This is a genomic window from Zobellella sp. An-6, from assembly GCF_052487945.1.
The window spans coordinates 2,739,156-2,761,352 of record NZ_CP199259.1 but is presented as its reverse complement, the minus strand read 5'-3'; the positions used below and the strand labels follow the sequence as shown (position 1 = coordinate 2,761,352).

Sequence of the window (22,197 nt, the reverse complement as noted above, 5' to 3'; positions counted from 1 at the left end):
CAACAGGGTCAGGCCGCGGGCAGCGGCTTTTCCCGCATCGACCAGGGCTTTTCTTCGATGGGCAGGTGCACCAGGGCCGACAGGGCCCCGAAGCCGACGCCGATCCACCACACCAGCAGGTAGTTCGAATGCAGGTCGTACAGGGTGCCGCCCAGCCAGACCCCCATAAAGCCACCCAGTTGATGGGAAAAGAACACCAGGCCATACAGGGTGCCCATGTAGCGCAGCCCGTATATCTGGGCCACCAGGCCGGAGGTGAGCGGCACCGTGGCCAGCCAGAGGGCGCCCATGGCCATCGAGAACAGCACCACGCTTTCCGGGGTGATGGGGTTCAGGATAAAGAGCGCGGCCACCAGGGTGCGCAGCGCATAAATTCCCGCCAGCAGGTACTTGCGCGAGTACTTGTTGCCCAGCCAGCCGGCCAGCAGGGTACCGCCGATATTGAACAGGCCGATCAGGGCGATGGCCACGGCGCCCAGGCTGGAGGTGGAGCTCACCCCCAGGGCCCGGACCAGGCTGTCCGGCGCGATGGCGCTGCACATCTCGGTGATAAAGGCCGGGAAGTGGGCGGTATTAACCTGGTGGCAGTTTACATCTGCCAGGACAGCCCCGAAAGCCGCATGGTTACTGGGCTGAGGACTGATCGAAATTGCCGCCGGGTTAATAATAAAGGCCAGCTGGTAGCCGCAGGAGAAAAAGCCGATAAAGATGAACAAAAACGAGGGATCCTTCAGTGCCCGCTTCACGACCTCGCCCATGTTCTCTTCATGAGGCTGCCTGGGCGCGGGGGGCGGCACCCGCATCAAAAACAGCGCCAGCAGCGACAGCACGATAACGCCCGCCAGGCTGACGAACACCGACTGCCAGGGCATTCGCTCCAGCAGCCACTGGGTGAGCGGCGGGCCGATGATCTGCCCGGCCGAGCCGGCGGCGGTGGCGATCCCCAGGGCCAGGGAGCGGTGCTGGTCGGAGGCCGCCCGGCCCACCACGGCGAGGATAACGCCGAAGCCGGTGCCGGCGATGCCAAAGCCTATCAGCATCTCCAGCAGCTGGTGCTGACCCGGGGTGATCGCCTGGGCGGAAAGCACCAGCCCCAGCACATAACAGGCCACGCCGGCGACGATGGCTTTCCGGTCGCCGTACTTCTCGGCCAGGGCGCTGAACAGCGGCTGGCCTATGCCCCAGAACAGGTTCTGGAGGGCAAGGGCAAAAGAGAACTCCGCCCTCGGCCAGTTGAACTCCTCGGCAATGGGGAGCTGGAACAGTCCGAACGACGCCCGCACGGAAAAGCTGACCAGGATGATGATGCAGCCGCCGATCAGCACGGGATTGATCAGGCTGGGGTAATGGGGAGGTATCGTGCTTTTTGTCATTATCTGGGTCTTGTTATTGGCGCGATCGAAAGAGCGATTTTGCGCCGCTTTTGGGTTTCCGTCAAAGGTCGGGGGAGGCTGGTGGTGGCCTTCCCGGCGGGAGCCGGGCTTGCGCCGCGCGCTCCCCGGGGACAAGATAAGCGGGTGTGCCCACCAGGAGAGACGGCGTGATACAGCATTTTGTCAGCGGCAAGCGCCGGGGCCGGCTGGAGCTGGAGCAGCCGGCCGAGCTGATGTACCTGTGCCTGGCCGACGCCGGCGACACCCGTCTGCCTCGCGCCATGCACCGGCACGACGACCGGGTGGAGATCGTCTTTATCCGCGAGGGCAGCGGCACCCATATCATCGACGGTCGCGCCTACAGTACTGAGCGGGGCGATCTGCTGATCTACAACGGCGGTGTGTTGCACGACGAGTCCGCCAACCCGGGCGGAGGCATGAGCGTCTATTGCTGCGCCTTTGCCAACCTCAAGCTCAAAGACCTGCCCAAGAACACCCTGAGTCGCGGTCGGGTGCGGATCCCCACCGGCGAGCGCCATGGGGAGTTCGACAGTCTGTTCGGGCTCTTGCATGCCCAGATCCGTTCCGAGCACAGGCTCAGCCTGGCCTGCTGCGATCACCTGCTGCAGGCGCTGCTGCTGATGGTGTCCAGCCTGATCGACGAGCAGGACGCGGAAGAAGCGGAAGCCCGCTATGAGCTGGGCGAAAGCGTCAAGCGCTATATCGACCGGCACTACCAGAACGAGCTGGATCTGGGCCGGCTGTCCGAGGCGCTCAATATCAGCCCCTATTACCTCGCCCACCGCTTCAGGCAAAGCGTGGGCTGCTCGCCCATCCAGTACCTGATCCGCCGGCGCATCGGCGAGGCCCAGACTTTGCTTATCAACACCGGGCTCAGCGTCACCGACATCGCGCTGATGGTGGGCTACGACAACCCCAACTACTTCAACACCGCCTTCAGGAAGGTGGTGGGCATCAGTCCCGGCCGGTACCGCCGGCAATACCTGGAATAGCCCCGCCGCGCGCCGGCCCCGTGCCAGCCTGCTCCAAACCGGCCCGCGCCGGCCGGCGAGGTTAACGAATTGTGTCGCCAGTCACAGTTCCGCCAAAGAGCGATTGGATTTTTAAATTCACATTTTCACAAAACGAAATAAATGTTTTATTATCATTCCCAACAGAATTCAGTCATGCACCAACCAGGGGGAGCGGATGTCCAAGTTATTATCCAAGCGCCGGCAACCGGACAGCCAGGGCGCCATCCAGCGCATCACGCCGGAATCGGCCGGCTGGGGTTATGTGGGCTTCGAGGTGTATGAGCTGGAGGCCGGCCAGAGCCTGAGCCAGGACACCCTGGACCGGGAAGTCTGCCTGGTGCTGGTGGCGGGCAAGGCCAGTGTGCGCACAAAAGAGCTGAACGTCGGCTCCATCGGCGAGCGGATGAATCCCTTCGAGCGGATGAAGCCCTACGCCGTCTATGTGCCCAACGACGATCATTTCACCGTCACCGCCGACACTAAAGTAGAGCTGGCGGTATGCAAGGCGCCGGGTTTCGGTAACTACCCGGCGCGGCTGATCGGCCCCGACAGTATCGATGCCGAGCATCGCGGCAAGGGCCATAACCAGCGCTATGTGCACAACATCCTGCCCGACACCGCCGAGGCGGACAGCCTGCTGGTGGTGGAGGTGTTCACCGACGAGGGCTGCACCAGCTCCTACCCGTCCCACAAGCACGACCGGGACGCCGAGCCGGGCGAAACCTACCTGGAAGAAACCTATTACCACCGCTTCGATCCGCCCCAGGGCTTTGCCCTGCAGCGGGTCTATACCGACGATTTCGAGCTGGACGAGTGCATGGCGCCCTACAACCAGGACGTGGTGCAGGTGCCGAAAGGCTACCACCCGGTGGCCACCATCGCCGGCTACGACAACTACTACCTGAACGTGATGGCCGGGCCCACCCGCAAATGGCGCTTTACCTGGGAGGCCGATCACGCCTGGGTGAATTCCGATAACTACCCCAAAAGCAAGTAACCCAACAACAAGCAAGCCGACACAAGCACAAGGAGAGGGTAAATGATTAATGTGGCATTGATTGGCGCCGGCCGCATCGGCCAGGTGCATTCGGCGAATATCGTGGCCCACCCCGAGAGCCAACTGGTGGCCATCGTGGATGCATTTCCGGAGGCGGCCCTGAGTCTGTCCGAGAAAACCGGCGCGCCGGTGAAGACCCTGGAAGAGGTGATGGCGGACCCGGGCATCGACGCCGTGGTCATCGGCTCGGCCACCGACACCCACGCCGACTTTATCGAGCTGGCGGCCCGCAGCGGCAAGGCCATCTTCTGCGAAAAGCCGGTGGATTTGAGCCTTGCGCGGGTGCAGGCCTGCCTCAAGGTGGTGGAGGAGTGCCGGGTGCCGCTGCTGGTGGGCTTCAATCGCCGTTTCGATCCCAACTTTGCCGCCGTGCGCAACCGCTACCAGCAGGGCCAGATCGGCAAGGCCGAGTCGGTGCTGATCGTGTCCCGGGATCCGTCGCCGCCCCCGGTGTCCTACATCCAGCGCTCCGGCGGCCTGTTCCGCGACATGACCATCCACGACTTCGACATGGCCTGCTACCTGGTGGACGAGCCGGTGGTGGCGGTGACCGCCCGCGGCAGCTGCGTGGTGGACCCGGCCATCGGTGAGGCCGGCGATATCGACACCGCCGTGGTCACCCTGGAGTTCGCCTCCGGCGCCCTGGGCACCATCGTCAACACCCGCCGCTCCGGCTTCGGCTACGACCAGCGCATCGAGCTCCTGGGCGCCGAGGGCATGCTCAGGGCCGAGAACCAGCTGGAAAACACCGTCCAGCTGGCCAACGAGCAGGGCACCGCGGTGGCCAACCCCCAATACTTCTTCCTGGAGCGCTATCATGCCGCCTACAAGGCCGAGTGGGCCCACTTCGTGGACGTGGCCCTGGGCCGGGCCCAATGCCTGAGCGGCGGCAAGGAAGGCGAGCAGGCACTGCGCCTGGCCGACGCGGCGGTGGAATCCTATGCCACCGGCAAGACGATCCGCCTGTAAGGCAAGGGGCTGTCGGCCCCTTCGGATTGCTGAAACATATTCGCGGTACGTTGTCGTCACTCCCTTCCGGTCACTCCCGCGAAGGCGCTGAGGGATCCCCAAAAAAATCGGCAGGCATGGTAGATTGCGTCTTTATTAATCGCCAAAAAAACAAAGACGTTCCGCCATGCCTGCCGTGTCCTCAGTTTGCCATAAATTCTTCGCGTCTGCCTTCGCTCCTTTTCATCAGGCTCGGGTAAAAACCCTGCTGAACTGTGCCGAAGGACTCATTACCGGCAACACCCTCTCCTTGACCCGGATTGGACGACATCTGCCCGGCAAAGCCTGCGTCAAGCACAAGATAAAACGCGTCGACCGCTTTCTTCGTAATGAGAAGGCCCACCAGGACTGCGTCACCATGAGTGCCGCCCTGACCCGCCGCATCACCGATTGCTTGCCCTGCTGCTTCATTGCCATTGACTGGAGCGGCTGTTGCAGCCAGGACTTTCATGTCTTGCGCGCCAGCCTGGTGTATGAAGGTCGCAGCCTGCCCTTGCTGAACCGTGTTGTGCCCTCTGCGCGGCAAGAAAATCATGATGAACATCAGCAGTTTCTGCTCGATCTGCATGCCGCCCTGGGGGCACACCAGCGGGTCATTCTTCTGTCGGACGGTGGCTTTAAAACGCCGTGGCTGAATCAGGTGCGGGCGTTGGGCTGGGTGTTTGTAGGGCGAGTGCGCGGGCGCATCCATGGCAAGTTGGATAACGAGAAAGAGTGGTATCCCGCGGCCACGCTGGCCCAGCAGGCGACGGCCACCCCGGAGGCGCTGGGAGCGGGCCTGTTGGGTAAGACAGTGAAGCCGGCCTGCCCGGTTTACTATCACCAGTACCATGCCCCCTCGAAGGGACGGCACAAGAAAAGGGGCAAGAAGCAGCCCATGTATCCCCAGGCAGAGAAGCAGTATCGCGACGCGGCGGAAGAGCCGTGGCTGCTGGTGACCTCGGATGCGGAACTCACTGCCCAGCAGGTCGTCTCGCTGTATCGGAAGCGGATGCAAATCGAGCAGAACTTCCGTGATGACAAGAGCCAGCGTTACGGTTTTGGCTGGAGCAACAGTAAAAGTCAGGGGGAGGGTCGCTTGGGTCAACTGTGCCTGATAGCCCAGGTAGCAACCCTGTTCCTATGGTTGGTGGGGTTCGAGTGCGAACAACAAGGGCTGCATCGGCGATACCAGGCCAACACCGAGGAGCGTCGGGTGCTTTCCTTTTTAACCTTGGGAAAACAGGTGCTTATCCATGAGCCGAGGAGAGTAACGGGCTCGCTACTGGAGCGAGCCTTAACACGCTTGAGCCGTATCTACACCCTCATGGAAGAGGTCGCGGCATGACCAGAAAAAACTGGGGAGCCGTCAGCGCGAAGGCGGGAGTCCATGACCGTTTGCACTAGGCTTCCCCCAACGCGGGAGATTCCCCAGGGCGACGTCAGCCGATCAGAATACGGCGCCGGGGCCAGGGGGCGCCGCTGAGGTGGGACCTTATCAAGTCTGTTTTGTTTCTCGATGGGTATCAGATCGTTGGATCTGAGTGTTACGCCTGCTCTGTGAGCAGGCGCTTTTTTTGCGCCCGCCGGTCGAGCACGCTTTTCACCGCCATCGCCAGCAGCACCATGGCGCCGCCCAGCAGGCCCTGATCCGTGGGCCGCTCACTCAAAAACAGCCACACCAGCAGGGTGCCGAAGACGGTTTCCAGCAACAGCAGCAGGCTCACTTCCGCCGAGGGCAGGTACAAGGGCCCCTGCTGGATCAGGGTGAAGCCCGCCGGCATCAGCACCAGGCAAAGCAACAGCAGCCAGCCCAGGTTGGCGGCGTCGGGCAGCATCACCCCGCCGCTCCAGGCCAGGGCCAGCAGGGCGGTGCCCAGGCCACCCAGGGTCAGCATGGGGCTCATGTCCACCCCGGGCCGGCTGCGGGCCAGGGTCAGGTTGCCGGCCAGCCCGACGGCCGCCATCAGTGCCAGGGCGTTGCCGAGCAGGGAGCCTGCGCCGGCATCGTCGAGCACGATAAGCGAAATCCCCGCCAGGCAGGCGCCGATGGCCAGCCAGGTGCGCAGGGGCAGCCGCTCATGCAGGAACACACGGCTGAGCAGGGCGGCGATCAGCGGGGCCGAGGCCAGGATCACCAGCACGTTGCCGGCACTGGTGAAATGGTTGCCGAGCACAAAGCCCAGGGTGCTGACCGTGAACAGCAGGGCGCAGCCCAGGCCCGCCCGGCCGCAGGCCAGGTAGGCGCGAAACCAGTGGCGGCGGTAGCGGGCCACCACGATAAGCCAGAACCCCAGAACGTTGAGCAGCCCGCGCCACAGCACCAGCTGATCGGCGGGGATGCTGATGATGCGCAGCAACAGGGCGTCGGGGGAGATGATCAGCACCCCCAGGGCGGTGAGCAGCAGTCCTTTCTGGTGGTGATCCATAACCTCGGGCCATCGTTGACGGATAAAGCCGCGATGCTACCCAAGCCGGCGGGGAATGGCCAGTACGCTGGCCCGGCCATTCTTCACCTTTCTCCCACCACCTTGTTTCTTTCCCGCTTGGCCCGGTACAGGCAGTCGTCGGCGCGCTGTATGACCTGCTGGATCTGGTCGCCCGGGCGGCAGACGGCGACGCCGAAGCTGCCGGTGAGGTGGATGTCCCGGCAGAAGCGGGCCTCGGCCAGGGTGTGGCGCAGGCGCTCGCTCAGCCGCAGGGCGGCGGCGCCGTCGGTGTCGGGCAGCCAGAGGATAAATTCCTCGCCGCCCCAGCGAGCCAATAGATCCTGGTGGCGCAGGTGGGGACGCAGCAGGGCGGGAATGGCCTGCAATACCAGGTCACCGGTATGGTGGCCGAGCCGGTCGTTGACCGCCTTGAAGTAGTCCAGATCCAGCAGCACGATGGCCGACGGGCGCTGTTCGCCCCTGTACCAGTGCTGGGTGAGGAGCTGATCGAAATGGCGGCGGTTGAACAGGCCGGTAAGGTAGTCGGTGCAGGCCTGCTCCCGGGAGAGGGCGAGTTGCTGGGCCAGGGCGGCATTGGCGTCGGCCAGCGCCCGGGTGCGCTCCTGCACTTTCTGCTCCAGTTCCCGGTTCAATCGTTCCAGGTGAGCCTGATGCTGCCGTTGCTCTTCCTCCGCCTGCACCTGGTGATGAATATCCTGGTGGGCGCCCAGCATGCGGACCGGCTCGCCGGCGGCGTCGAACTCCACGAATTTGGCCTTGTCCTGCAGCCAGATATAGTCACCGTCGGCCTTCTTGAAACGGTAGCGGGCGCTGAACAGGGGCGCCTCGCCGTCGAGATAGCGCTGCATGGCGGCCATGGTGGCGGGGTGATCGTCGGGGTGGATAAGCTCGAGCCAGGTATCCACGGTTTCCGGCAGGCTGAAGGGCTCATAGCCCAGCATCTGGTACCAGCGGGCACTGCGCTTGACGGTGCCGGTGAGCCGATTCCAGTCCCAGATACCCTCGCTGACGATATCCAGCGCCAGCTGCAGGGTTTTTTCCAGGGAGCGCAACCGTTCCAGTTCCTGCTGCTCGCCATTGTCCTCAGCCATGGGCGCCCCCTGTGAATGGAAGCCACCCAGTTCGACGGTCGCATTTTGAGGCTGCCACCACCGAGTTGAATTGATAAACTGCATCAATCAGTAACATCGCCACTGCCATCCTTGCACGGGGTATTATTTTTGGAAATTATTCCCTTGAATACAGAGTGTAGCCAGTTATTGGCGCCCATCCATGGCTTTTTGCATTGTGCCACGCCCGACCAGTGGATAGCCGAGGCGCGCAAGCCCGAGCACCTGGCCGCGCTGCTGGTGGATCACGCCAACTGCGAGATGAAGGCGGCGATGAGTGCTCACCGCCTGGTGCGTCGCTACTGCCTGCCGAAGGACAAGCGCAAGCTGTTGCCGAGCCTGGATTTCTACAAGTCGCTCGACGCCCTGCCGGAAAAGGCCGAGGTGCTGGGCAAGCAGGCCCTGACCGAGGACAACAGGCGGGTGTTCGACGAGCTGGCCAAGAACGAGCTGCTGGTGAAAATGGTGCGCCTTATCCAGGAGGAGCTGCACCATTTCGAGCAGGTGCTGGAGATCATGGCCGCGCGGGGCATCGGCTACGCCACCCTGTCCGCCTCCCGCTACGCCGGCGGGCTGCTCGCCCATGTCCGCACCCACGAGCCGGCGGCCATCGTCGACCGGCTGATCATCGGCGCCTATATCGAGGCCCGCTCCTGCGAGCGCTTCGCCCGGCTGGCGCCCTGGCTGGACGAGGAGCTCGGCCGCTTCTACCTGTCGCTGCTGCGCTCGGAGGCGCGCCACTACCAGGATTACCTGGGCCTGGCGCGGGATTACGCCGGAGGGGATATCGACGAGCGGGTGCGCTTTTTCGGGGAAAGGGAAGCGGAGCTCATCACCTCACCGGACGACCAGCTCCGTTTTCACAGCGGGGTGCCGGCGGCGGCCTGAGACCTGCGTGCCGGCTCAGCCCCGGTGCCAGCGGTATTCGTTGTTGTAGCTTTGCAGCAGGCGCAGGCCCTGCTCGCTCTGGGGATTGGCCAGCACCTTGGCGGTGGGGCCGGCTTCCACCACATGGCCTTCGTGCATCAGTATGATCTGATCGCTGATGTGGCGTACCACGCCGAGATCGTTGGCCACCATGATGTAGGACAACCCCAGGGTGCTCTGCAGGCTCAGCAGCAGGTTGATGATCTGGGAGCGTACCGACAGGTCCAGGGTGGAGATGGTCTCGTCGGCGACGATGATCTTGGGCGAGAGGATCAGCGCCCGGGCCAGGGCCACCCGCTGCTTCTGGCCGGTGGAGATCATTCGCGGGTAGAAATGATAGTGATCCGGCAGCAGCCCCACCATGCGCAGGGTGTCGATGACCAGGGCTTTCCGCTGCTCGGCGTCGAGCTCGGTATTGAGGCTGAGCGGTGCCTCCAGGATCTGGCCGATGCGGCTGCGCGGGTTGAGCGAGGTGTTGGGATCCTGGAAAATCATGCGCAGCAGCTTGCAGCGTTTCTTGTCGTCCCCCGCCTCGATCTTGTCGCCGTCGATGTAGATGCTGCCCTGGGTGGGCGGCATCACTCCCGCCAGTACCTTGGCCAGGGTGCTCTTGCCGGAGCCGGCCTCGCCCATCAATGCCAGGGTCTGGCCCCGCTCGAGGGTGAACGACAGGGGATGGAAGGCGGTTTTGCGCACCCGGCGAAACAGGCCGCTCTGATTGACGAACACCTTGCTGAGATTATCGACCTTGAGCAGCGGCACCTGGCTCATCGCGGTTTACCCTTTTTCTGCATGTTGAGCGGGAAATGGCAGTAGTAGACATGGCCCTTGACCTTGGCCAGGGGCGGGGTGATCACACACTGTTTCTGGGCGTTGGGGCAGCGGGGGCCCAGGCGGCAGCCGATGGGCAGGCTCTGCAGCGGCGGTATCACGCCGGCCAGGGTATTCAGCCGCGACTTGTGCGGCAGGCTGCCGTCCAGATCCGGCATCATCTGCAGCAGGGCGGCGGTATAGGGATGGTGGGGGCGGGTCAGGATCTGCTCCCGGGTGCCGGACTCCACCGTCTGGCCGCAGTACATCACGGTGATGTTGTGGGTGAGTTTGGCGAAGGCGGTGATGTCGGTGCTGATCAGCAGTATGGTGGTGCCCGAGAGCTTGTTCACCCGTTCCAGCAGCCGCAGTATCTGGGCCTGGTTGGTGGCCTCCATGGCGTTGGTGGGCTCGTCGGCCACCAGCAGCTTGGGCTGGTTGGCGATGGCCATGGCGATCATCACCTTCTGGCACACCCCTTCCGACAGCTGGTAGGGGTAGGCGTTCATCACCATCTTGTGATCCCGGATACCCACCCGGTGCAGCAGGGCCACCGCCTGCTTGCGGCGCCACTGCCAGCGTTGCCACCACTTGCCCTGGAAGCTGCGGGCGGGAATGGCTTCCTCCAGCTGGGCGCCGATCTTCTCCGAGGGGTCGAGACAGCTGGAGGGCTCCTGGAACACCATGGCGATATCCCGCCCCATGATGCGCCGCCGCTCCTTGGGCGACAGGCTCTGCAGGTCGATGTTGTCGAGGTACATGCGGTCGGCGGTGACCCGCCAGGTGTCCTTCTCGATGCCCACTATGGTCTGGGCCACCAGGCTCTTGCCCGAGCCGGACTCGCCCACCAGGCCGCGGATCTCGCCATCGGCCAGGGTCAGGCTGAACTTGTCCACCGCCTTGACCATGCCCTGGGGGGTATCGATCTCGATGGTCAGGTTACGAATATCCAGCAACGGCATCAGTTCATTACCTCGTTGATGGCCTGGCGCAGGCCTTCGCCCACCATGTTGATCACCAGCACGCTGAGCAGTATGGCCAGGCCCGGCAGGGTCACGGTCCAGGGGGCCAGGTACACCAGCTCCATGGCATCCGACAGCATGGCCCCCCATTCCGGACGCGGCGGCTGGGCTCCCAGGCCGAGAAAGCCCACGGCGGTGATGTCCAGGATGGCGGAAGACAGGCCCCGAGTGGTCTGGCTGACGATGGTGTCGCTCAGGTTGGGCAGCACCCCAAACCTGAGTATACGCCAGCGGTTGGCGCCATCGAGACGCAGGGCAGTGATGTACTCCTTCTGCATCTCGTCGGACACGGCATTGTAGGTGGCGCGGATAAACTGGGGCGTCAATGCCAGGGTAATGGCCAGCAGGGTGTTGAACAGCCCCGGCCCCAGTATGGCCACGAAGATGATGGCCAGCAGCAGCGAGGGGATGGACAGCAGGGTATCGAGCAGGTGGTTGAGGATGCTCGACTTGAGTCCCTTGCTCATGCCGCCGAGGATGCCGATGCAGCCGCCCACCAGCAGCGCCACCAGCACCACCAGCACGCCGTTGCCGACGGTGAGGCGGGCGCCGGTGATCAGCCGCGACAACAGGTCCCGCCCCAGGTCGTCGGTGCCGAGGAAGAAGTCGATATTGCCGTCGTCGGCCCAGGAAGGCGGCAGCAGCAGCGCCTGGCTGAACTGCTCATGGGGCGGGTAGGGCGCCAGCCAGGGGCCGAACAGGGTGAGCAGGCTCAGGAAACCCAGCCCCCACAGGCCGATCATCGCCAGGGTGTTCTGGCGGAACAGCTCCCAGGCCTGCTCCAGCGGGGAGCGCACCCGAAGCTCGGGGTAGATGTTAGCCCTGCTTGGCATAAAGGGCCTTCCTCCTGGTGGGATAGATCAGGGTAGAGAGGATGTCCACGGCCACGTTGGCCACTATGGTGAAGGTGGCGATGGCCAGGGTACCGCCCTTGATGGCGGCATAGTCCTGCAGCGCGATGCTGGTCACCAGCCAGCGGCCCAGGCCCGGCCAGTCGAACACGATTTCGGTCATCATCGCCGAGGTCAGCACGGTGCCGAGCTGCAGCCCCAGGGTGGGGATGGCCATGGGAAAGGCGTTGCGCAGGCCGTGGCGCAGCACCACATGGGTCTCGCTCAGGCCCTTGGTCAGGGCGGCCCGGATATAGTTCTGCTTCAGCACCTCCAGCAGGGCGCTGCGAATTTGGCGGATCACCTCGGTGGTGGGCACTATGGCCAGCACCAGGGAGGGCAGTATCAGATGCCTGAGGGCATCGAGGAAGGCGGACCAGCGGTAGGGGTGTTCGGTGAGCAGGGCATCGATGGTCATGATGCCGGTCACCGGGGTGATGTCGTAGAGCAGGCTCAACTGGCCCGAGACCGGCAGCCAGCCCAGGTTGAGCGAAAAGAACATCACCAGCAACAGACCCAGCCAGAATACCGGCACCGAATAGCCCACCAGGGTGCCGGTGAGGATCAGGGTATCCTGCCAGCGGCCCTGGCGCAGGGCGGCCAGGGTACCGACGGGCACGCCGAAGACCAGGGAGATGACGAAGGCCGCCAGGCACAGCTCCAGAGTGGCGGGGAAATACTGGCCGAGCGCCCCCAGCACCGGCATGCCGGTGGCGCTGGAGATGCCGAAGTCCCCGCCCAGCAGTTGACGGATAAAGACCAGGTAGCCGGCCCAGAAGTCGCCGCGCGCCTCGCTGAGCAGGTGGTACTCCAGGGCATAGGCGATCAGGGTCAGCAGCAGCAGGGTGGTTAGCAGCAGGTTGACCCTGCGCAACAGGTAAACCAGCATGGCTACTCCTTGTAGGCCTGGTGGAAGGCGACGCCGCCATAGGGCTGCAGGCGCAGCCCCTTCACCGGACGGCGGTGCGCCTGCAGTTTAAGGCTGTGCACCAGAGGAATGATCGCCATGTCCTGGAAGGCCAGCTCCTGGGCCAAGTGGTAGTGGCGGATCCGGCTGGCCAGGTTGGGCTCGGTCAGGGCCATGTCCAGCTGCCGTTCGAACAGCGGGTGGCACCAGCGGCTGGCGTTGGTGCCGGCGGCGATGGCCTGGCAACTGAGCAGGTTGCGCAGCATGTTGTCCGGGTCCGGGGTATCGGCGGACCAGCCGGTGAGCACCGCATCCTGCTCACCGATGATCAGCTCCCGCCTCAGTATTTGCTCCTCCAGGCTGAGCAAGCGCACCCGGATGCCGAGTTCCGCCAGCCGGCGCTGGATCAGCTGGCCGGTTTTGAGTCCGTCCGGATTGAAAGTGCGGGCCCCGGCGGGCACCAGCAGGGTCAGCTCGAAGCCCTGTTCCTGGCCGGCCTGCTCCAGCAGGAAACGGGCCCGGCTCATGTCCGGCAGCGGCATCAGCAGGTTGGGATGATAGCCCCAGGACACCGGCGGCAGCAGCGACTCGGCCAGGGAGCCGACATCAAAATAGACGGCGTGCAGTATGTCTTCCCGGTTCAGGGCCAGGCTCAGGGCCTTGCGTACCCGGATATCGTCGAAGGGCGGTTTCTGGGTGTTGAGTGCCAGCACCGCCACGTTCATGCCGGTGGCCCGGCTCAGCTCCAGCGCCGGATGCTGGCGGATCACCGACAGCTGGCTGGTGCCGGGGTGGGCCATGACGTCGCACTCGCCGGTGAGCAGCTTGGCCAGCCGTTTGGACGACTTGGGGGTGATGTCGAACACCAGCTGGCCGAGGCGGGCGCTGCCGCGCCAGTGGGTAGGGTGGCGGTAGTAGCGGATGAATTCGTCAGTGCGGTACTGGCCGAGCCGGAAGGGGCCCGTGCCCACCGGCTGCTGGTCGAGCAGTTGGGGGGTGCCCTGGCTGAGCAGTTGCCGGCCGTATTCCGCCGACAGTATCACCGCATAGTCGGTGGCCAGGTTGGCGAGGAAGGAGGCGTCGGGGCGGGACAGTACGAACTCCACCTCGTGACTGGACAGGGCGTTCACTTCCTGCACCAGCTCCCGCCAGCCGATGCTGTCGAAAAAGGGGTAACGGCCGCCGCTCACCGCGTGGTAGGGATGCGCCTCGTCCATCAGCCGGCGGAAGGTGAACACCACGTCCTCGGCGTTGAGCGGCCGGCTGGGGCTGAACCAGGCGGTCTGGTGGAAAGTGACGCCGGGCCTCAGCACGAAGCGGTAGCGCAGGGCGTCGTCGCTGTGGCTCCAGCTCATGGCCAGGGCCGGCATCGGCTGCTGGTTGTTGGGATCGATGTCCAGCAACCGGTCATAGAGCTGGTGGGCGGTGGCGTCCAGGGTTTCGGTGGAGGTGACCAGTTGCGGGTTGAAGGTGAGCGGCGCCCCCTCTATACAGTACAACAGGCTTTCCGCCGCCAGCTGTCGGTTACCGTTGTCGCACCCCGCCAGCAAGAAGGCAGTGAGCAGGCCGCAGAGCCATGAACGCATGCTTAGTCCTTGAGTTTCGCCTTCTCGCCCGCCGGCAAGAGGGAAGCATATTTACGTAACAGGCCGCGCAACTGGTGATAGCTCAAGCCCAGCAGCTCGGCGGCCTGGCGCTGATTATAACGGGCCCGGGCCAGGGCGGCACCAATAAGCTGCCGTTCCTGCTCGGCCAGGTGGGCCCTGAGATCGCAGGGCAGGGCCACTGCCGCCGCCGGTCCCGCCGGCGGCGGGCCGCCCGGTCGCCAGGGCGAGGCGAAAGGGTCCAGATACAGCTCGGCCAGGGGGCTTTCCGGCTGGCCGTGACGGTACAGGCTGCGCTCCACCACATTCTTCAGCTCCCGCACGTTGCCCGGCCAGGGGTGGGTCAGCAACTGCTCGCGCACCGCCGGGCTGAAGCCGGCGAACAGGGGCCAGCCCAGCTCCATGCACAGGTTGACGGCGAAGTGCTCCGCCAAGCGCAGAATATCGTCCCCCCTGGCGCGCAGGGGCGGCAATGTAACCACATCGAAGGCCAGTCTATCAAGCAGATCGGCACGAAATTCTCCACATCCGGCCAGGGCCGGCAGATCCCGGTTGGTGGCGCAGACCAGCCGTACGTTCACCGATACCGCCTGGCTGCCGCCGACCCGTTCGAACTCGCCGTATTCGATGACCCGCAGCAGTTTTTCCTGCACCCTCGGGCTGGTGGTGGCCAGCTCATCGAGGAAGAGGGTGCCGCCGTCGGCCCGTTCGAAGCGGCCGAGATGGCGCTTCTGGGCGCCGGTGAAGGCGCCGGCCTCGTGGCCGAACAGCTCGGTCTCGAGCAAGGTCTCGGCCAGGGTGGCGCAGTTGAGGGAGATGAAGGGTTGCTGCCAGCGGGAAGACAGGTAGTGCAGCCGGTGGGCCACCAGTTCCTTGCCGGTGCCCCGCTCGCCGACCACCAGCACCGGTTTGTCCAGGGGCGCAAGCAGGGACACCTGCTCCAGCACGGCCAACAGGGGATTGGACTGGCCGATCAGCTCGTTGTCTGTCATAGCTTATGAATGTGGCGAAATTTACCAAATAGTAGTGTAGCTCGCCGGCGCTGGCCAGTGCCCGTATCGCAGAATTTTCTGATTTTATTTGTTTTTCAATAAATTAGTGTTTTTGTAAAAGTTGGCATATAAGTTGTTACCAGTAGGGCAGGCGGGCCGCGATGACGGCCCTTCCACCCCAAGCCCAGAGGAGCACGACCATGAGCATATTTTCCCGACTGGCGGACATCATCAACGCCAACCTGAATTCCCTGCTGGACAAGGCGGAGGATCCGGCCAAGATGGTGCGGCTGATCATCCAGGAGATGGAAGACGAACTGGTGCGCGAGCGCTCCAACCTGGCCCGCTTCCTGGCCGAGAAGAAGGATCTGCTGCGCCAGATAGAGCGCCACCGGGAGCGGGTGCAGGAGTGGCAGGACAAGGCCGAGCTGGCGCTGACCAAGGCGCGTGAAGACCTGGCCCGGGCCGCGCTGATCGAAAAGAGCAAGCAGGCCGAGCTGCTGAAGGCCCTGGAGCGGGAGTGCGAAGCGGTGGAGGAGGGCATGAACAAGCTGTCCGAGGCCATCAACGCACTGGAAGCCAAGCTGGCCGATGCCCGTGCCCGCCAGCAGGCGATGCAACTGCGCGAGCGCAGCGCCCAGAGCCGGATCAAGGTGCAGGAGCGGGTGCGTCACAGCGAAACCGCCTCGGCCGTCGACAAGTTCGAGCGCATGGAGCGCAAGATAGACGAGCTGGAAGCCAAGGCGGATCTGTACAGCCAGAGCAAGGGGCTGGACCAGGCCTTCGCCGAGCTGGAGGTGGACGACGCCATCAGCCGGGAGCTGGACAAGCTCAAGGCCAAAATGAACAAGAGCGAGGATAACTGATGTCCGAACTGGCCTGGGCCCTGGTGGCCCCCCTCAACATCTTCCTGTTCCTGGTGGTGCCCATCTGGCTGGTGCTGCACTACCGCAGTAAACGCCGGCTGGACGCCGGGCTGGACGAGTCTGCCCGCCAACGGCTGGAGCAGGCCCTGACCCAGGCGGAACAACTGGCCGAACGGGTGGAAACCCTCGAACGGCTCTTGGACCAGGAGGTACCCGGATGGCGTCGACCCTGATGAACCTGTATCGCGACAAGCGCAACGGCAAGCTCGGCGGCGTGTGCGCCGGCATCGCCCGCCAGGCCGGGGTCGAGCCCTGGCTGATACGGGTGCTGGCGGTCACCGGCCTGGTGTTCGCCAGCTTCCTCACCTTCGTGCTGTACATGGCCGCCTGGCTGCTGCTGGAGGACAGGCCGGATCGGCCGGAGCCCGAGCCGGCCCACGTGAAGAGCGCCGGCTGGCAGTCGGGGCTGTCGCCACAAGAGGCGCTGGACAAGCTGGAAGGCAAGCTCCGGCGGCTCAACGGCCGGGTGGCGGAGATGGAGCAGTTGCTGACCTCCCGGGAGTTCCGCCTGCGCCGGGAATTCAACGACCTGCGCGAGGATAAATGAGCAAGACGGCACTGACCCAGTGGCGACACAAGGCCGGCGCCTGGGTACAGCGTGGCCTGGATCAACGGCTGCGGCTGGCGGTGACGGGCCTGAGCCGCAGCGGCAAGACCGCCTTCATCACCAGCCTGGTCAACCAGCTGGAGCACGCCGGCCTGGACGCCCGCCTGCCCCACTGGCCGCCGGCGGCGGAAGGGCGCCTGCTCGGCATCAAACGGGTGCCGAGCCGCCACCACCATGTGCCCGCCTTCGGCTACGAGGCGGCCCTCGGCCAGCTGGCGGGTACGCCGCCGGCCTGGCCCGAGCCCACCCGCGGCATCAGCGAGATCACCCTGGCCATCAAGTACCGGCCCAAAAACCGGCTCAAGCGCCGGCTCAACGACAACGCCACCCTTTATCTGGAAATCGTCGACTACCCGGGCGAGTGGCTGCTGGATCTGCCGTTGCTGGCAATGAGTTATGCCCAGTGGAGCGCCCAGCAGCGTGAGCTGCTGCGGGATCCGACACTGCGGGAACTGGCCGGCCCCTGGCTGCGGATGGGCGAGGAGCTGGCCCCCGATGGCCCCGCCGACGACGCGCGCATCGCGCCGCTGGCGGCCGCCTATACCCGCTGGCTGCACGACTGCAAGCGCGAACGGGGTTGTTACCTGGTACAGCCGGGGCGCTTCGTGCTGCCCGGTGAATACCAGGGCGCGCCCATGCTGCAGTTCGTGCCCTGGGTGTGGGGCGAGGTGGGCGCCGGCCTGGGCGAGCAACACCACCACGGCATGATGGAAGCCCGCTTCGAGCACTACAAGAAGCACCTGGTCGCCGGCTTCTACCGGGAATTCTTCGCCGGCTTCGACCGGCAGATCGTGCTGGTGGACTGCCTGACACCGCTCAACCGGGGGCCGGCCAGTTTCGCCGATCTGGGCCGGGCGCTGGACGCCATACTGCAGAGCTTCGAATACGGCAAGAGCGGCTGGTGGCGGCGGCTGTTCGCCCCGCGTATCGACAAATTGCTGTTCGCCGCCACCAAGGCCGACCACCTGACCCCGGATCAGCACGGTCGCCTGACCCGGCTGCTGGGCACCCTGGTGCGCGGCGGCCATCGCCATGCCCGCCTGTCCGGCATCGACATCCATACCCTGGCCCTGGCCTCGATCAAGGCCACCCACAGCGGCCGGGTCCGGCACCAGGGCGAGGACATCCCCGCCCTGCAGGGGCGCCGGCTGGATGACCTCGCCCCGGTGACCCTCTATCCGGGCGAGGTGCCCGAGGCCCTGCCCGGGGACGACTTCTGGCAACGGCGGGGCTTCGACTTCACCGAGTTCGCGCCGCCCGCATGGCAGCCGGAGGCACCGCTGCCCCATCTGCGCCTGGATCAGGCGCTGGCCTTCCTGCTGGGAGACAAATTATCGTGACACTGAAAAGCAAGGTGATACTGGACCGCCCGCTGCAAGAGCCCGACCAGGCGCCATTGCGCCCGGGCCGGCCACTGGAGCAGGACGATTTTATCGCGCTGGACGACACGCCGGCGCCGCACCTGGTCGAGAGTCTGCGACCCCGCCGCCGGCACCGGCTGTGGTGGGGCGGCGCCCTGTCGCTGCTCATGCTCTTGCTGGTGCACTCCGCCATCAATCTGTGGCAGACCTGGCAGGACAGCCTGCTGCTGGGCGCGGCCTGGAGCCTGGCCCTGGGCCTGCTGGCGCTGGCGGCCCTGGGCAGCCTGTGGCGGGAACTGCGCCTGCTGCGTGCCCTGGAGCGGGTGTCCGGCCTGCGCGCCCGGGCCGAGCAACTGCTGGCCGGGCAGGGCAGCGGCCGGGCCAAAGCCTTTTGCGAGCAACTGGCCCGCCAGGGCGGACTGGAGCAGTCGGACGCCTACCAGGGTTGGCGGCAGGGGCTCGCCGAGCAGGAGCAGGACGCCGAGGTGCTGGCCCTGTACAGCCGGCAGGTGCTCGCCAGCCAGGATCGCCAGGCCCGGGCCCGGGTGCTGAAGTGGTCCGGCGAGGCGGCGGTGATGGTGGCGGCCAGCCCCCTGGCGGCGGTGGACATGCTGCTGGTGCTGTGGCGCAACTTGCGGATGATCGAGGACATCGGCGCCTGCTACGGCATCCGCCTGGGCGCGCTCAGCCGCTGGCGACTGATCCGCCGCCTGCTGCGGCACATGCTCTATGTGGGCGCCTCGGAGGCGGCCCTCGACATGGGCATGGACCTGCTCGGGCTGGAGCTGGCCGGACGGCTGTCGGCCCGGGCCGGCCAGGGCGTGGGTGCCGGCCTGCTCACCGCGCGTCTGGGGCTGCAGACCATGGATTTCTGTCGTCCGGTGCCCTGGCAGGGGGATGAAAGGAAACAGCTGGGCGGCATCCGCCGGGCACTTGTCGACAGGGTGGCTAAACTGATGACCAGGAGCCAGTAAGGAGGCATTCATGAAAGTAGACCAACTGATCGGCCAGTTTCTGGGCAACAACCCCGGTTTCGGCAAGGGCGCCGCCACCGGCGGCATCCTCGGCCTGCTGCTTGGCAGCAAGAAGGGTCGCAAGATGAGCGGTGGCACCCTCAAGTACGCCGGTTTGGCCGCCGCCGGCGTCATGGCCTGGAAGGCTTACCAGAACTGGCAGCAGGGCCAGAGCCCGGCCCAGGCTGCCCCGGCCAGCGGCGCCGATCTGCAGCGGCTGGATCCGCGTTTCGCGCCCGACGCCCCGGCGGCCAACGGCGAATCCTTCCAGCTGGCGCTGATGCGGGCCATGATAGGGGCGGCCAAGGCCGACGGTCATGTGGACGGTGCCGAACAGCAACGGATTTTCGAACAGGTGGAGCAGATGGGACTGGCGGCGGAGGAAAAGGCGCTGGTGTTCGACATGCTGTCGGCGCCGGTGGCGCTGGGCGATATCGTCGCCTCGGCCCGCAGCCCCGAGCAGGCGGCGGAGCTGTACCTGGCCTCACGGCTGGTGATCGATCCGGATCAGGCGGCGGAGCGAGCCTATCTGCAGGCGCTGGCGCACCGGCTCAATCTGCCAGCGGAGCTGGTCGAGCACCTGGAAAAACAGGCGGAGCAGGGCATAGGGGAATAAAAGCTGGGGTGACCGACGGGGCTCGAACCCGCGACAACCGGAATCACAATCCGGGACTCTACCAACTGAGCTACGGTCACCATAAGATGGCGCGCCCTGCAGGACTCGAACCTGCGACCATCCGCTTAGAAGGCGGATGCTCTATCCAGCTGAGCTAAGGGCGCTTTTGGGCGTTCGCCGCGGGCGGGCCACGGCGTAACGGGGCGGCATCATACCTATTTGCCATGCGGGGGTCAACGGCTTTGTCGGGCCCCCTTCGGGCGGCGGAAAGCCTGAGCGGCTTGCTTATCAAACCCCTGAAAAAATGCGACAATCGCCGCAGGTTTATAAAGGTGAGAATCAACGCAGATGTCAGCTCAAATAATCGATGGAAAAGCGATTGCACAGGCGGTACGCAACCAGGTGGCCGAACGGGTGGCCGAACGGAGAGGCGCAGGCAAGCGCGCGCCCGGCCTGGCGGTGATACTGGTGGGCGCCAATCCCGCTTCCCAGGTCTATGTCGGCAGCAAGCGCCGGGCCTGCGAAGAGGTGGGCTTTGTCTCCAAATCCTACGATTTGCCCCAGGAAACCACAGAGCAGCAATTGCTTGATCTGATCGACGAGCTGAACCGGGACGCCACCATAGACGGCATCCTGGTGCAACTGCCGCTGCCGGCCCATATCGACAGCACCCTGGTGGTCGAGCGCATCCACCCCCACAAGGACGTGGACGGCTTTCACCCCTACAACGTGGGTCGCCTGGCCCAGCGCATCCCGGCCCTGCGCCCCTGCACCCCCAAGGGCATCATGACCCTGATCGAACGCAGCCACATCAAGACCCACGGTCTCAATGCCGTGGTGGTGGGCGCCTCCAACATCGTGGGCCGGCCCATGACCCTGGAGCTGCTGCTGGCCGGCTGCACCACCACCACCTGCCATCGCTTCACCGAGGACCTCCGGACCAAGGTGGAAGGGGCCGACCTGCTGGTGGTGGCGGTGGGCAAGCCCAACTTCATCCCCGGCGACTGGATCAAGCCCGGCGCCGTGGTGATCGACGTGGGCATCAACCGCCTGGACGACGGCCGCCTGGTGGGCGACGTGGAATATGCGGTGGCCGCCGAGCGCGCGTCCTACATCACTCCGGTGCCCGGCGGCGTGGGTCCCATGACGGTGGCGGCCCTGATCGAGAATACCCTGATCGCCTGCGAACGTTATCACGACCAGTAACCAGCCCTGAACCGGATTCCGGGCGGGCTCCTGCCCGGAACCCCGAACAGCCGAGGAGGCGCCGATGCATTGGCCCGACAAGGATGTGCTCTATACGGTGATTTTCGGCACCGAGACCCCGGCGGGACGCCGCTTCGACATCGCCCTTATCATCACCATACTGCTGTCCATCGCCGTTCTGTTCCTGGATTCCATGGGGTCGGTGCGGGCGCAGTTTGGCGGCCTGCTCTATGGGCTGGAATGGGGCTTTACCCTGCTGTTCACCCTCGAATACGGCCTGCGGATCTACTGCGCCCAGAACCGGGCCGCCTATATCAAGAGCTTTTACGGCATCATCGATCTGTTGGCGGCGTTGCCGACCTACCTGGCGCTCTTCATACCCGGCGCCAGCTTCCTGATGGTGATCCGTTTGCTGCGGGTGCTGCGCATCTTCCGTATCCTCAAGCTGATGCGCTATGTCAACGAGGCCAATACCCTGCTGCGTTCACTCAACCAGAGCCGGCGCAAGATCATCGTGTTTTTCAGCACGCTCTTCATCCTGGTGACCCTGTTCGGCTCCCTGCTCTATGTGGTGGAAGGGCCTGAGCACGGCTTTACCAGCATTCCCACCAGCATCTACTGGGCCATCGTCACCATCACTACGGTGGGGTTCGGCGACATCACCCCGCAGACCGCGCTGGGCCGGGGCATCGCCGCCGTGACTATGCTGATGGGCTACGCCATCATCGCGGTGCCCACCGGCATCATTACCGCCGAGCTGGGACGGGAGATGCGCCGGGAATATGACCTGCGTCATTGTCCCCAATGCGATCGTGGCGGCCACGACGGGGATGCCCGTTACTGCAAGTATTGCGGTGGGGAAATGGAAAAGGAGAGATAAAAAGAAGGGGAGCCAGGGCTCCCCAGGGGTTATTGGTTGTCTTCTTCCATCAGTTCGTTCAGTTTCTGCTCGGCTTCGGCGGCGGCGTCATCCACGGCCTGTTCCATTTCCGCGGCCTGTTCGCCGGCTGCGTCCATGGCACCCTCGGCGGCATCCATGGCACCCTCGGCGGCGTCATCCAGTTGTTCACCCAGCTCTTCCATGGTTCCCTGCTGCTCTACATCCAGCGCTTCCGTGGCGTCATCGGCCATTTGTTCGCCCTGCTCCTGAACATTTTCGATAACCTCATCGGTGTTCTCACCGGCCTGCTCGGCGGGCCCCTGGTTGTCACAGGCAGCCAGGCCTAAGGCGGTAACAGAGGTAAACAGCAGAACATTAAGCAATGACTTCTTCATATCGGTTCCTCGCTAGATTGCATGGCGGCCG

At 64.7% G+C, this 22,197-nt stretch carries 23 protein-coding genes and 2 tRNA genes; 13 read left to right on the top strand and 12 right to left on the bottom strand.

Annotation, left to right across the window (positions count from 1 at the left end; all coding sequences use genetic code 11):
• Positions 1-8 precede the first annotated feature (8 nt).
• Positions 9-1,373 carry an MFS transporter gene (locus ACT7DK_RS12820; protein ID WP_445399729.1) on the bottom strand — a complete coding sequence of 455 codons (1,365 nt, stop codon included), beginning with the start codon at positions 1,371-1,373 and terminating at the stop codon, positions 9-11.
• A gap of 167 nt (positions 1,374-1,540) precedes the next feature.
• Here ACT7DK_RS12820 and ACT7DK_RS12815 point away from each other — a divergent pair, with 167 nt between their 5' ends.
• The 4 genes from ACT7DK_RS12815 to ACT7DK_RS12800 all read left to right on the top strand — a co-directional run bounded on the left by ACT7DK_RS12815 (position 1,541) and on the right by ACT7DK_RS12800 (position 5,799).
• A complete protein-coding gene (locus ACT7DK_RS12815; RefSeq protein ID WP_445399727.1) occupies positions 1,541-2,386 on the top strand; it encodes an AraC family transcriptional regulator in 846 nt (281 codons plus the stop codon).
• Between the two features lie 196 nt (positions 2,387-2,582).
• The gene (iolB, locus tag ACT7DK_RS12810; protein ID WP_445399724.1) at positions 2,583-3,404 is read left to right on the top strand and encodes a 5-deoxy-glucuronate isomerase; all 822 of its coding nucleotides are present in this window, start codon (positions 2,583-2,585) and stop codon (positions 3,402-3,404) included.
• Positions 3,405-3,446: 42 nt separating this feature from the next.
• Complete coding sequence (gene iolG, locus ACT7DK_RS12805; RefSeq protein ID WP_445399722.1) at positions 3,447-4,433, top strand: inositol 2-dehydrogenase; 987 nt, start codon at positions 3,447-3,449, stop codon at positions 4,431-4,433.
• A 166-nt stretch (positions 4,434-4,599) separates the two neighbouring features.
• A complete protein-coding gene (locus ACT7DK_RS12800) occupies positions 4,600-5,799 on the top strand; it encodes an IS4 family transposase (protein WP_445397490.1) in 1,200 nt (399 codons plus the stop codon).
• A gap of 199 nt (positions 5,800-5,998) precedes the next feature.
• Here the strand turns inward: ACT7DK_RS12800 and ACT7DK_RS12795 are convergent, their stop codons facing one another.
• Together ACT7DK_RS12795 and ACT7DK_RS12790 are read right to left on the bottom strand one after the other, a co-directional pair.
• Complete coding sequence (locus ACT7DK_RS12795) at positions 5,999-6,880, bottom strand: DMT family transporter (RefSeq protein WP_445399720.1); 882 nt, start codon at positions 6,878-6,880, stop codon at positions 5,999-6,001.
• An 83-nt stretch (positions 6,881-6,963) separates the two neighbouring features.
• Complete coding sequence (locus tag ACT7DK_RS12790; RefSeq protein WP_445399718.1) at positions 6,964-7,992, bottom strand: diguanylate cyclase domain-containing protein; 1,029 nt, start codon at positions 7,990-7,992, stop codon at positions 6,964-6,966.
• Between the two features lie 144 nt (positions 7,993-8,136).
• Between ACT7DK_RS12790 and miaE the strand changes: the two genes are divergently transcribed.
• Positions 8,137-8,898: a tRNA isopentenyl-2-thiomethyl-A-37 hydroxylase MiaE gene (gene miaE / locus ACT7DK_RS12785; RefSeq protein ID WP_445399716.1), complete on the top strand. Its 762-nt coding sequence runs from the start codon at positions 8,137-8,139 to the stop codon at positions 8,896-8,898.
• Positions 8,899-8,913: 15 nt separating this feature from the next.
• Here the strand turns inward: miaE and ACT7DK_RS12780 are convergent, their stop codons facing one another.
• From ACT7DK_RS12780 to pspF, 6 genes are read right to left on the bottom strand one after another with little or no spacing between them, the layout of a single operon-like run.
• Complete coding sequence (locus ACT7DK_RS12780) at positions 8,914-9,708, bottom strand: peptide ABC transporter ATP-binding protein (protein WP_445399714.1); 795 nt, start codon at positions 9,706-9,708, stop codon at positions 8,914-8,916.
• Positions 9,705-10,709, bottom strand: coding sequence for a peptide ABC transporter ATP-binding protein (locus tag ACT7DK_RS12775; RefSeq protein ID WP_445399712.1), 1,005 nt, complete (start codon positions 10,707-10,709; stop codon positions 9,705-9,707). The genes ACT7DK_RS12780 and ACT7DK_RS12775 overlap by 4 nt, the downstream gene beginning before the upstream one ends.
• Positions 10,709-11,602: a putrescine export ABC transporter permease SapC gene (gene sapC, locus ACT7DK_RS12770; RefSeq protein WP_445399710.1), complete on the bottom strand. Its 894-nt coding sequence runs from the start codon at positions 11,600-11,602 to the stop codon at positions 10,709-10,711. The genes ACT7DK_RS12775 and sapC overlap by 1 nt, the downstream gene beginning before the upstream one ends.
• Entirely contained in the window at positions 11,586-12,548 is a 963-nt protein-coding gene (locus ACT7DK_RS12765) for an ABC transporter permease (RefSeq protein ID WP_445399708.1), read from the bottom strand. Before ACT7DK_RS12765 ends, sapC begins: the two co-directional genes overlap by 17 nt.
• Positions 12,549-12,550: 2 nt before the next feature.
• A complete protein-coding gene (locus ACT7DK_RS12760; protein ID WP_445399705.1) occupies positions 12,551-14,152 on the bottom strand; it encodes an ABC transporter substrate-binding protein in 1,602 nt (533 codons plus the stop codon).
• A 2-nt stretch (positions 14,153-14,154) separates the two neighbouring features.
• Positions 14,155-15,162, bottom strand: coding sequence for a phage shock protein operon transcriptional activator (gene pspF, locus ACT7DK_RS12755; RefSeq protein ID WP_445399703.1), 1,008 nt, complete (start codon positions 15,160-15,162; stop codon positions 14,155-14,157).
• A 200-nt stretch (positions 15,163-15,362) separates the two neighbouring features.
• On the opposite strand from pspF, the gene pspA reads away from it, so the two are divergent.
• From pspA to ACT7DK_RS12725, 6 genes are read left to right on the top strand one after another with little or no spacing between them, the layout of a single operon-like run.
• A complete protein-coding gene (pspA, locus tag ACT7DK_RS12750; RefSeq protein WP_445399701.1) occupies positions 15,363-16,028 on the top strand; it encodes a phage shock protein PspA in 666 nt (221 codons plus the stop codon).
• On the top strand, positions 16,028-16,261 hold the full coding sequence (pspB, locus tag ACT7DK_RS12745; protein WP_445399699.1) for an envelope stress response membrane protein PspB: 234 nt from the start codon (positions 16,028-16,030) through the stop codon (positions 16,259-16,261). The genes pspA and pspB overlap by 1 nt, the downstream gene beginning before the upstream one ends.
• Positions 16,246-16,635, top strand: coding sequence for an envelope stress response membrane protein PspC (gene pspC, locus ACT7DK_RS12740; protein ID WP_445399697.1), 390 nt, complete (start codon positions 16,246-16,248; stop codon positions 16,633-16,635). The genes pspB and pspC overlap by 16 nt, the downstream gene beginning before the upstream one ends.
• Entirely contained in the window at positions 16,632-18,035 is a 1,404-nt protein-coding gene (locus tag ACT7DK_RS12735; protein ID WP_445399695.1) for a YcjX family protein, read from the top strand. Before pspC ends, ACT7DK_RS12735 begins: the two co-directional genes overlap by 4 nt.
• A complete protein-coding gene (locus ACT7DK_RS12730) occupies positions 18,032-19,030 on the top strand; it encodes a TIGR01620 family protein (protein WP_445399693.1) in 999 nt (332 codons plus the stop codon). The genes ACT7DK_RS12735 and ACT7DK_RS12730 overlap by 4 nt, the downstream gene beginning before the upstream one ends.
• Positions 19,031-19,040: 10 nt before the next feature.
• Positions 19,041-19,685 (top strand): tellurite resistance TerB family protein, encoded by a 645-nt coding sequence (locus ACT7DK_RS12725; RefSeq protein WP_445399691.1) that lies wholly within the window; start codon positions 19,041-19,043, stop codon positions 19,683-19,685.
• A 4-nt stretch (positions 19,686-19,689) separates the two neighbouring features.
• On the opposite strand, the gene ACT7DK_RS12720 is transcribed toward ACT7DK_RS12725, so the two are convergent.
• Positions 19,690-19,765, bottom strand: a tRNA-His gene (locus ACT7DK_RS12720).
• Positions 19,766-19,772: 7 nt separating this feature from the next.
• Positions 19,773-19,849: transfer RNA gene (locus tag ACT7DK_RS12715), tRNA-Arg, on the bottom strand.
• 184 nt (positions 19,850-20,033) lie between these two features.
• Here ACT7DK_RS12715 and folD point away from each other — a divergent pair.
• Both folD and ACT7DK_RS12705 read left to right on the top strand, forming a co-directional pair.
• Entirely contained in the window at positions 20,034-20,891 is an 858-nt protein-coding gene (gene folD, locus ACT7DK_RS12710; protein WP_445399689.1) for a bifunctional methylenetetrahydrofolate dehydrogenase/methenyltetrahydrofolate cyclohydrolase FolD, read from the top strand.
• A 64-nt stretch (positions 20,892-20,955) separates the two neighbouring features.
• Entirely contained in the window at positions 20,956-21,771 is an 816-nt protein-coding gene (locus ACT7DK_RS12705) for an ion transporter (RefSeq protein WP_445399687.1), read from the top strand.
• Between the two features lie 29 nt (positions 21,772-21,800).
• On the opposite strand, the gene ACT7DK_RS12700 is transcribed toward ACT7DK_RS12705, so the two are convergent.
• Positions 21,801-22,166 (bottom strand): hypothetical protein, encoded by a 366-nt coding sequence (locus tag ACT7DK_RS12700; protein WP_445399685.1) that lies wholly within the window; start codon positions 22,164-22,166, stop codon positions 21,801-21,803.
• Between the last annotated feature and the right edge of the window lie 31 nt (positions 22,167-22,197).

Bases quoted from the DNA above. Each gene is read 5' to 3' on its own strand.
- ACT7DK_RS12820 (WP_445399729.1), bottom strand. From the start codon at position 1,373: ATGACAAAAAGCACGATACCTCCCCATTACCCCAGCCTGATCAATCCC.
- iolB (WP_445399724.1), top strand. From the start codon at position 2,583: ATGTCCAAGTTATTATCCAAGCGCCGGCAACCGGACAGCCAGGGCGCC.
- iolG (WP_445399722.1), top strand. From the start codon at position 3,447: ATGATTAATGTGGCATTGATTGGCGCCGGCCGCATCGGCCAGGTGCAT.
- ACT7DK_RS12800 (WP_445397490.1), top strand. From the start codon at position 4,600: ATGCCTGCCGTGTCCTCAGTTTGCCATAAATTCTTCGCGTCTGCCTTC.
- ACT7DK_RS12795 (WP_445399720.1), bottom strand. From the start codon at position 6,880: ATGGATCACCACCAGAAAGGACTGCTGCTCACCGCCCTGGGGGTGCTG.
- ACT7DK_RS12790 (WP_445399718.1), bottom strand. From the start codon at position 7,992: ATGGCTGAGGACAATGGCGAGCAGCAGGAACTGGAACGGTTGCGCTCC.
- ACT7DK_RS12780 (WP_445399714.1), bottom strand. From the start codon at position 9,708: ATGAGCCAGGTGCCGCTGCTCAAGGTCGATAATCTCAGCAAGGTGTTC.
- ACT7DK_RS12775 (WP_445399712.1), bottom strand. From the start codon at position 10,709: ATGCCGTTGCTGGATATTCGTAACCTGACCATCGAGATCGATACCCCC.
- sapC (WP_445399710.1), bottom strand. From the start codon at position 11,602: ATGCCAAGCAGGGCTAACATCTACCCCGAGCTTCGGGTGCGCTCCCCG.
- ACT7DK_RS12765 (WP_445399708.1), bottom strand. From the start codon at position 12,548: ATGCTGGTTTACCTGTTGCGCAGGGTCAACCTGCTGCTAACCACCCTG.
- ACT7DK_RS12760 (WP_445399705.1), bottom strand. From the start codon at position 14,152: ATGCGTTCATGGCTCTGCGGCCTGCTCACTGCCTTCTTGCTGGCGGGG.
- pspF (WP_445399703.1), bottom strand. From the start codon at position 15,162: ATGACAGACAACGAGCTGATCGGCCAGTCCAATCCCCTGTTGGCCGTG.
- pspA (WP_445399701.1), top strand. From the start codon at position 15,363: ATGAGCATATTTTCCCGACTGGCGGACATCATCAACGCCAACCTGAAT.
- pspB (WP_445399699.1), top strand. From the start codon at position 16,028: ATGTCCGAACTGGCCTGGGCCCTGGTGGCCCCCCTCAACATCTTCCTG.
- pspC (WP_445399697.1), top strand. From the start codon at position 16,246: ATGGCGTCGACCCTGATGAACCTGTATCGCGACAAGCGCAACGGCAAG.
- ACT7DK_RS12735 (WP_445399695.1), top strand. From the start codon at position 16,632: ATGAGCAAGACGGCACTGACCCAGTGGCGACACAAGGCCGGCGCCTGG.
- ACT7DK_RS12725 (WP_445399691.1), top strand. From the start codon at position 19,041: ATGAAAGTAGACCAACTGATCGGCCAGTTTCTGGGCAACAACCCCGGT.
- folD (WP_445399689.1), top strand. From the start codon at position 20,034: ATGTCAGCTCAAATAATCGATGGAAAAGCGATTGCACAGGCGGTACGC.
- ACT7DK_RS12705 (WP_445399687.1), top strand. From the start codon at position 20,956: ATGCATTGGCCCGACAAGGATGTGCTCTATACGGTGATTTTCGGCACC.
- ACT7DK_RS12700 (WP_445399685.1), bottom strand. From the start codon at position 22,166: ATGAAGAAGTCATTGCTTAATGTTCTGCTGTTTACCTCTGTTACCGCC.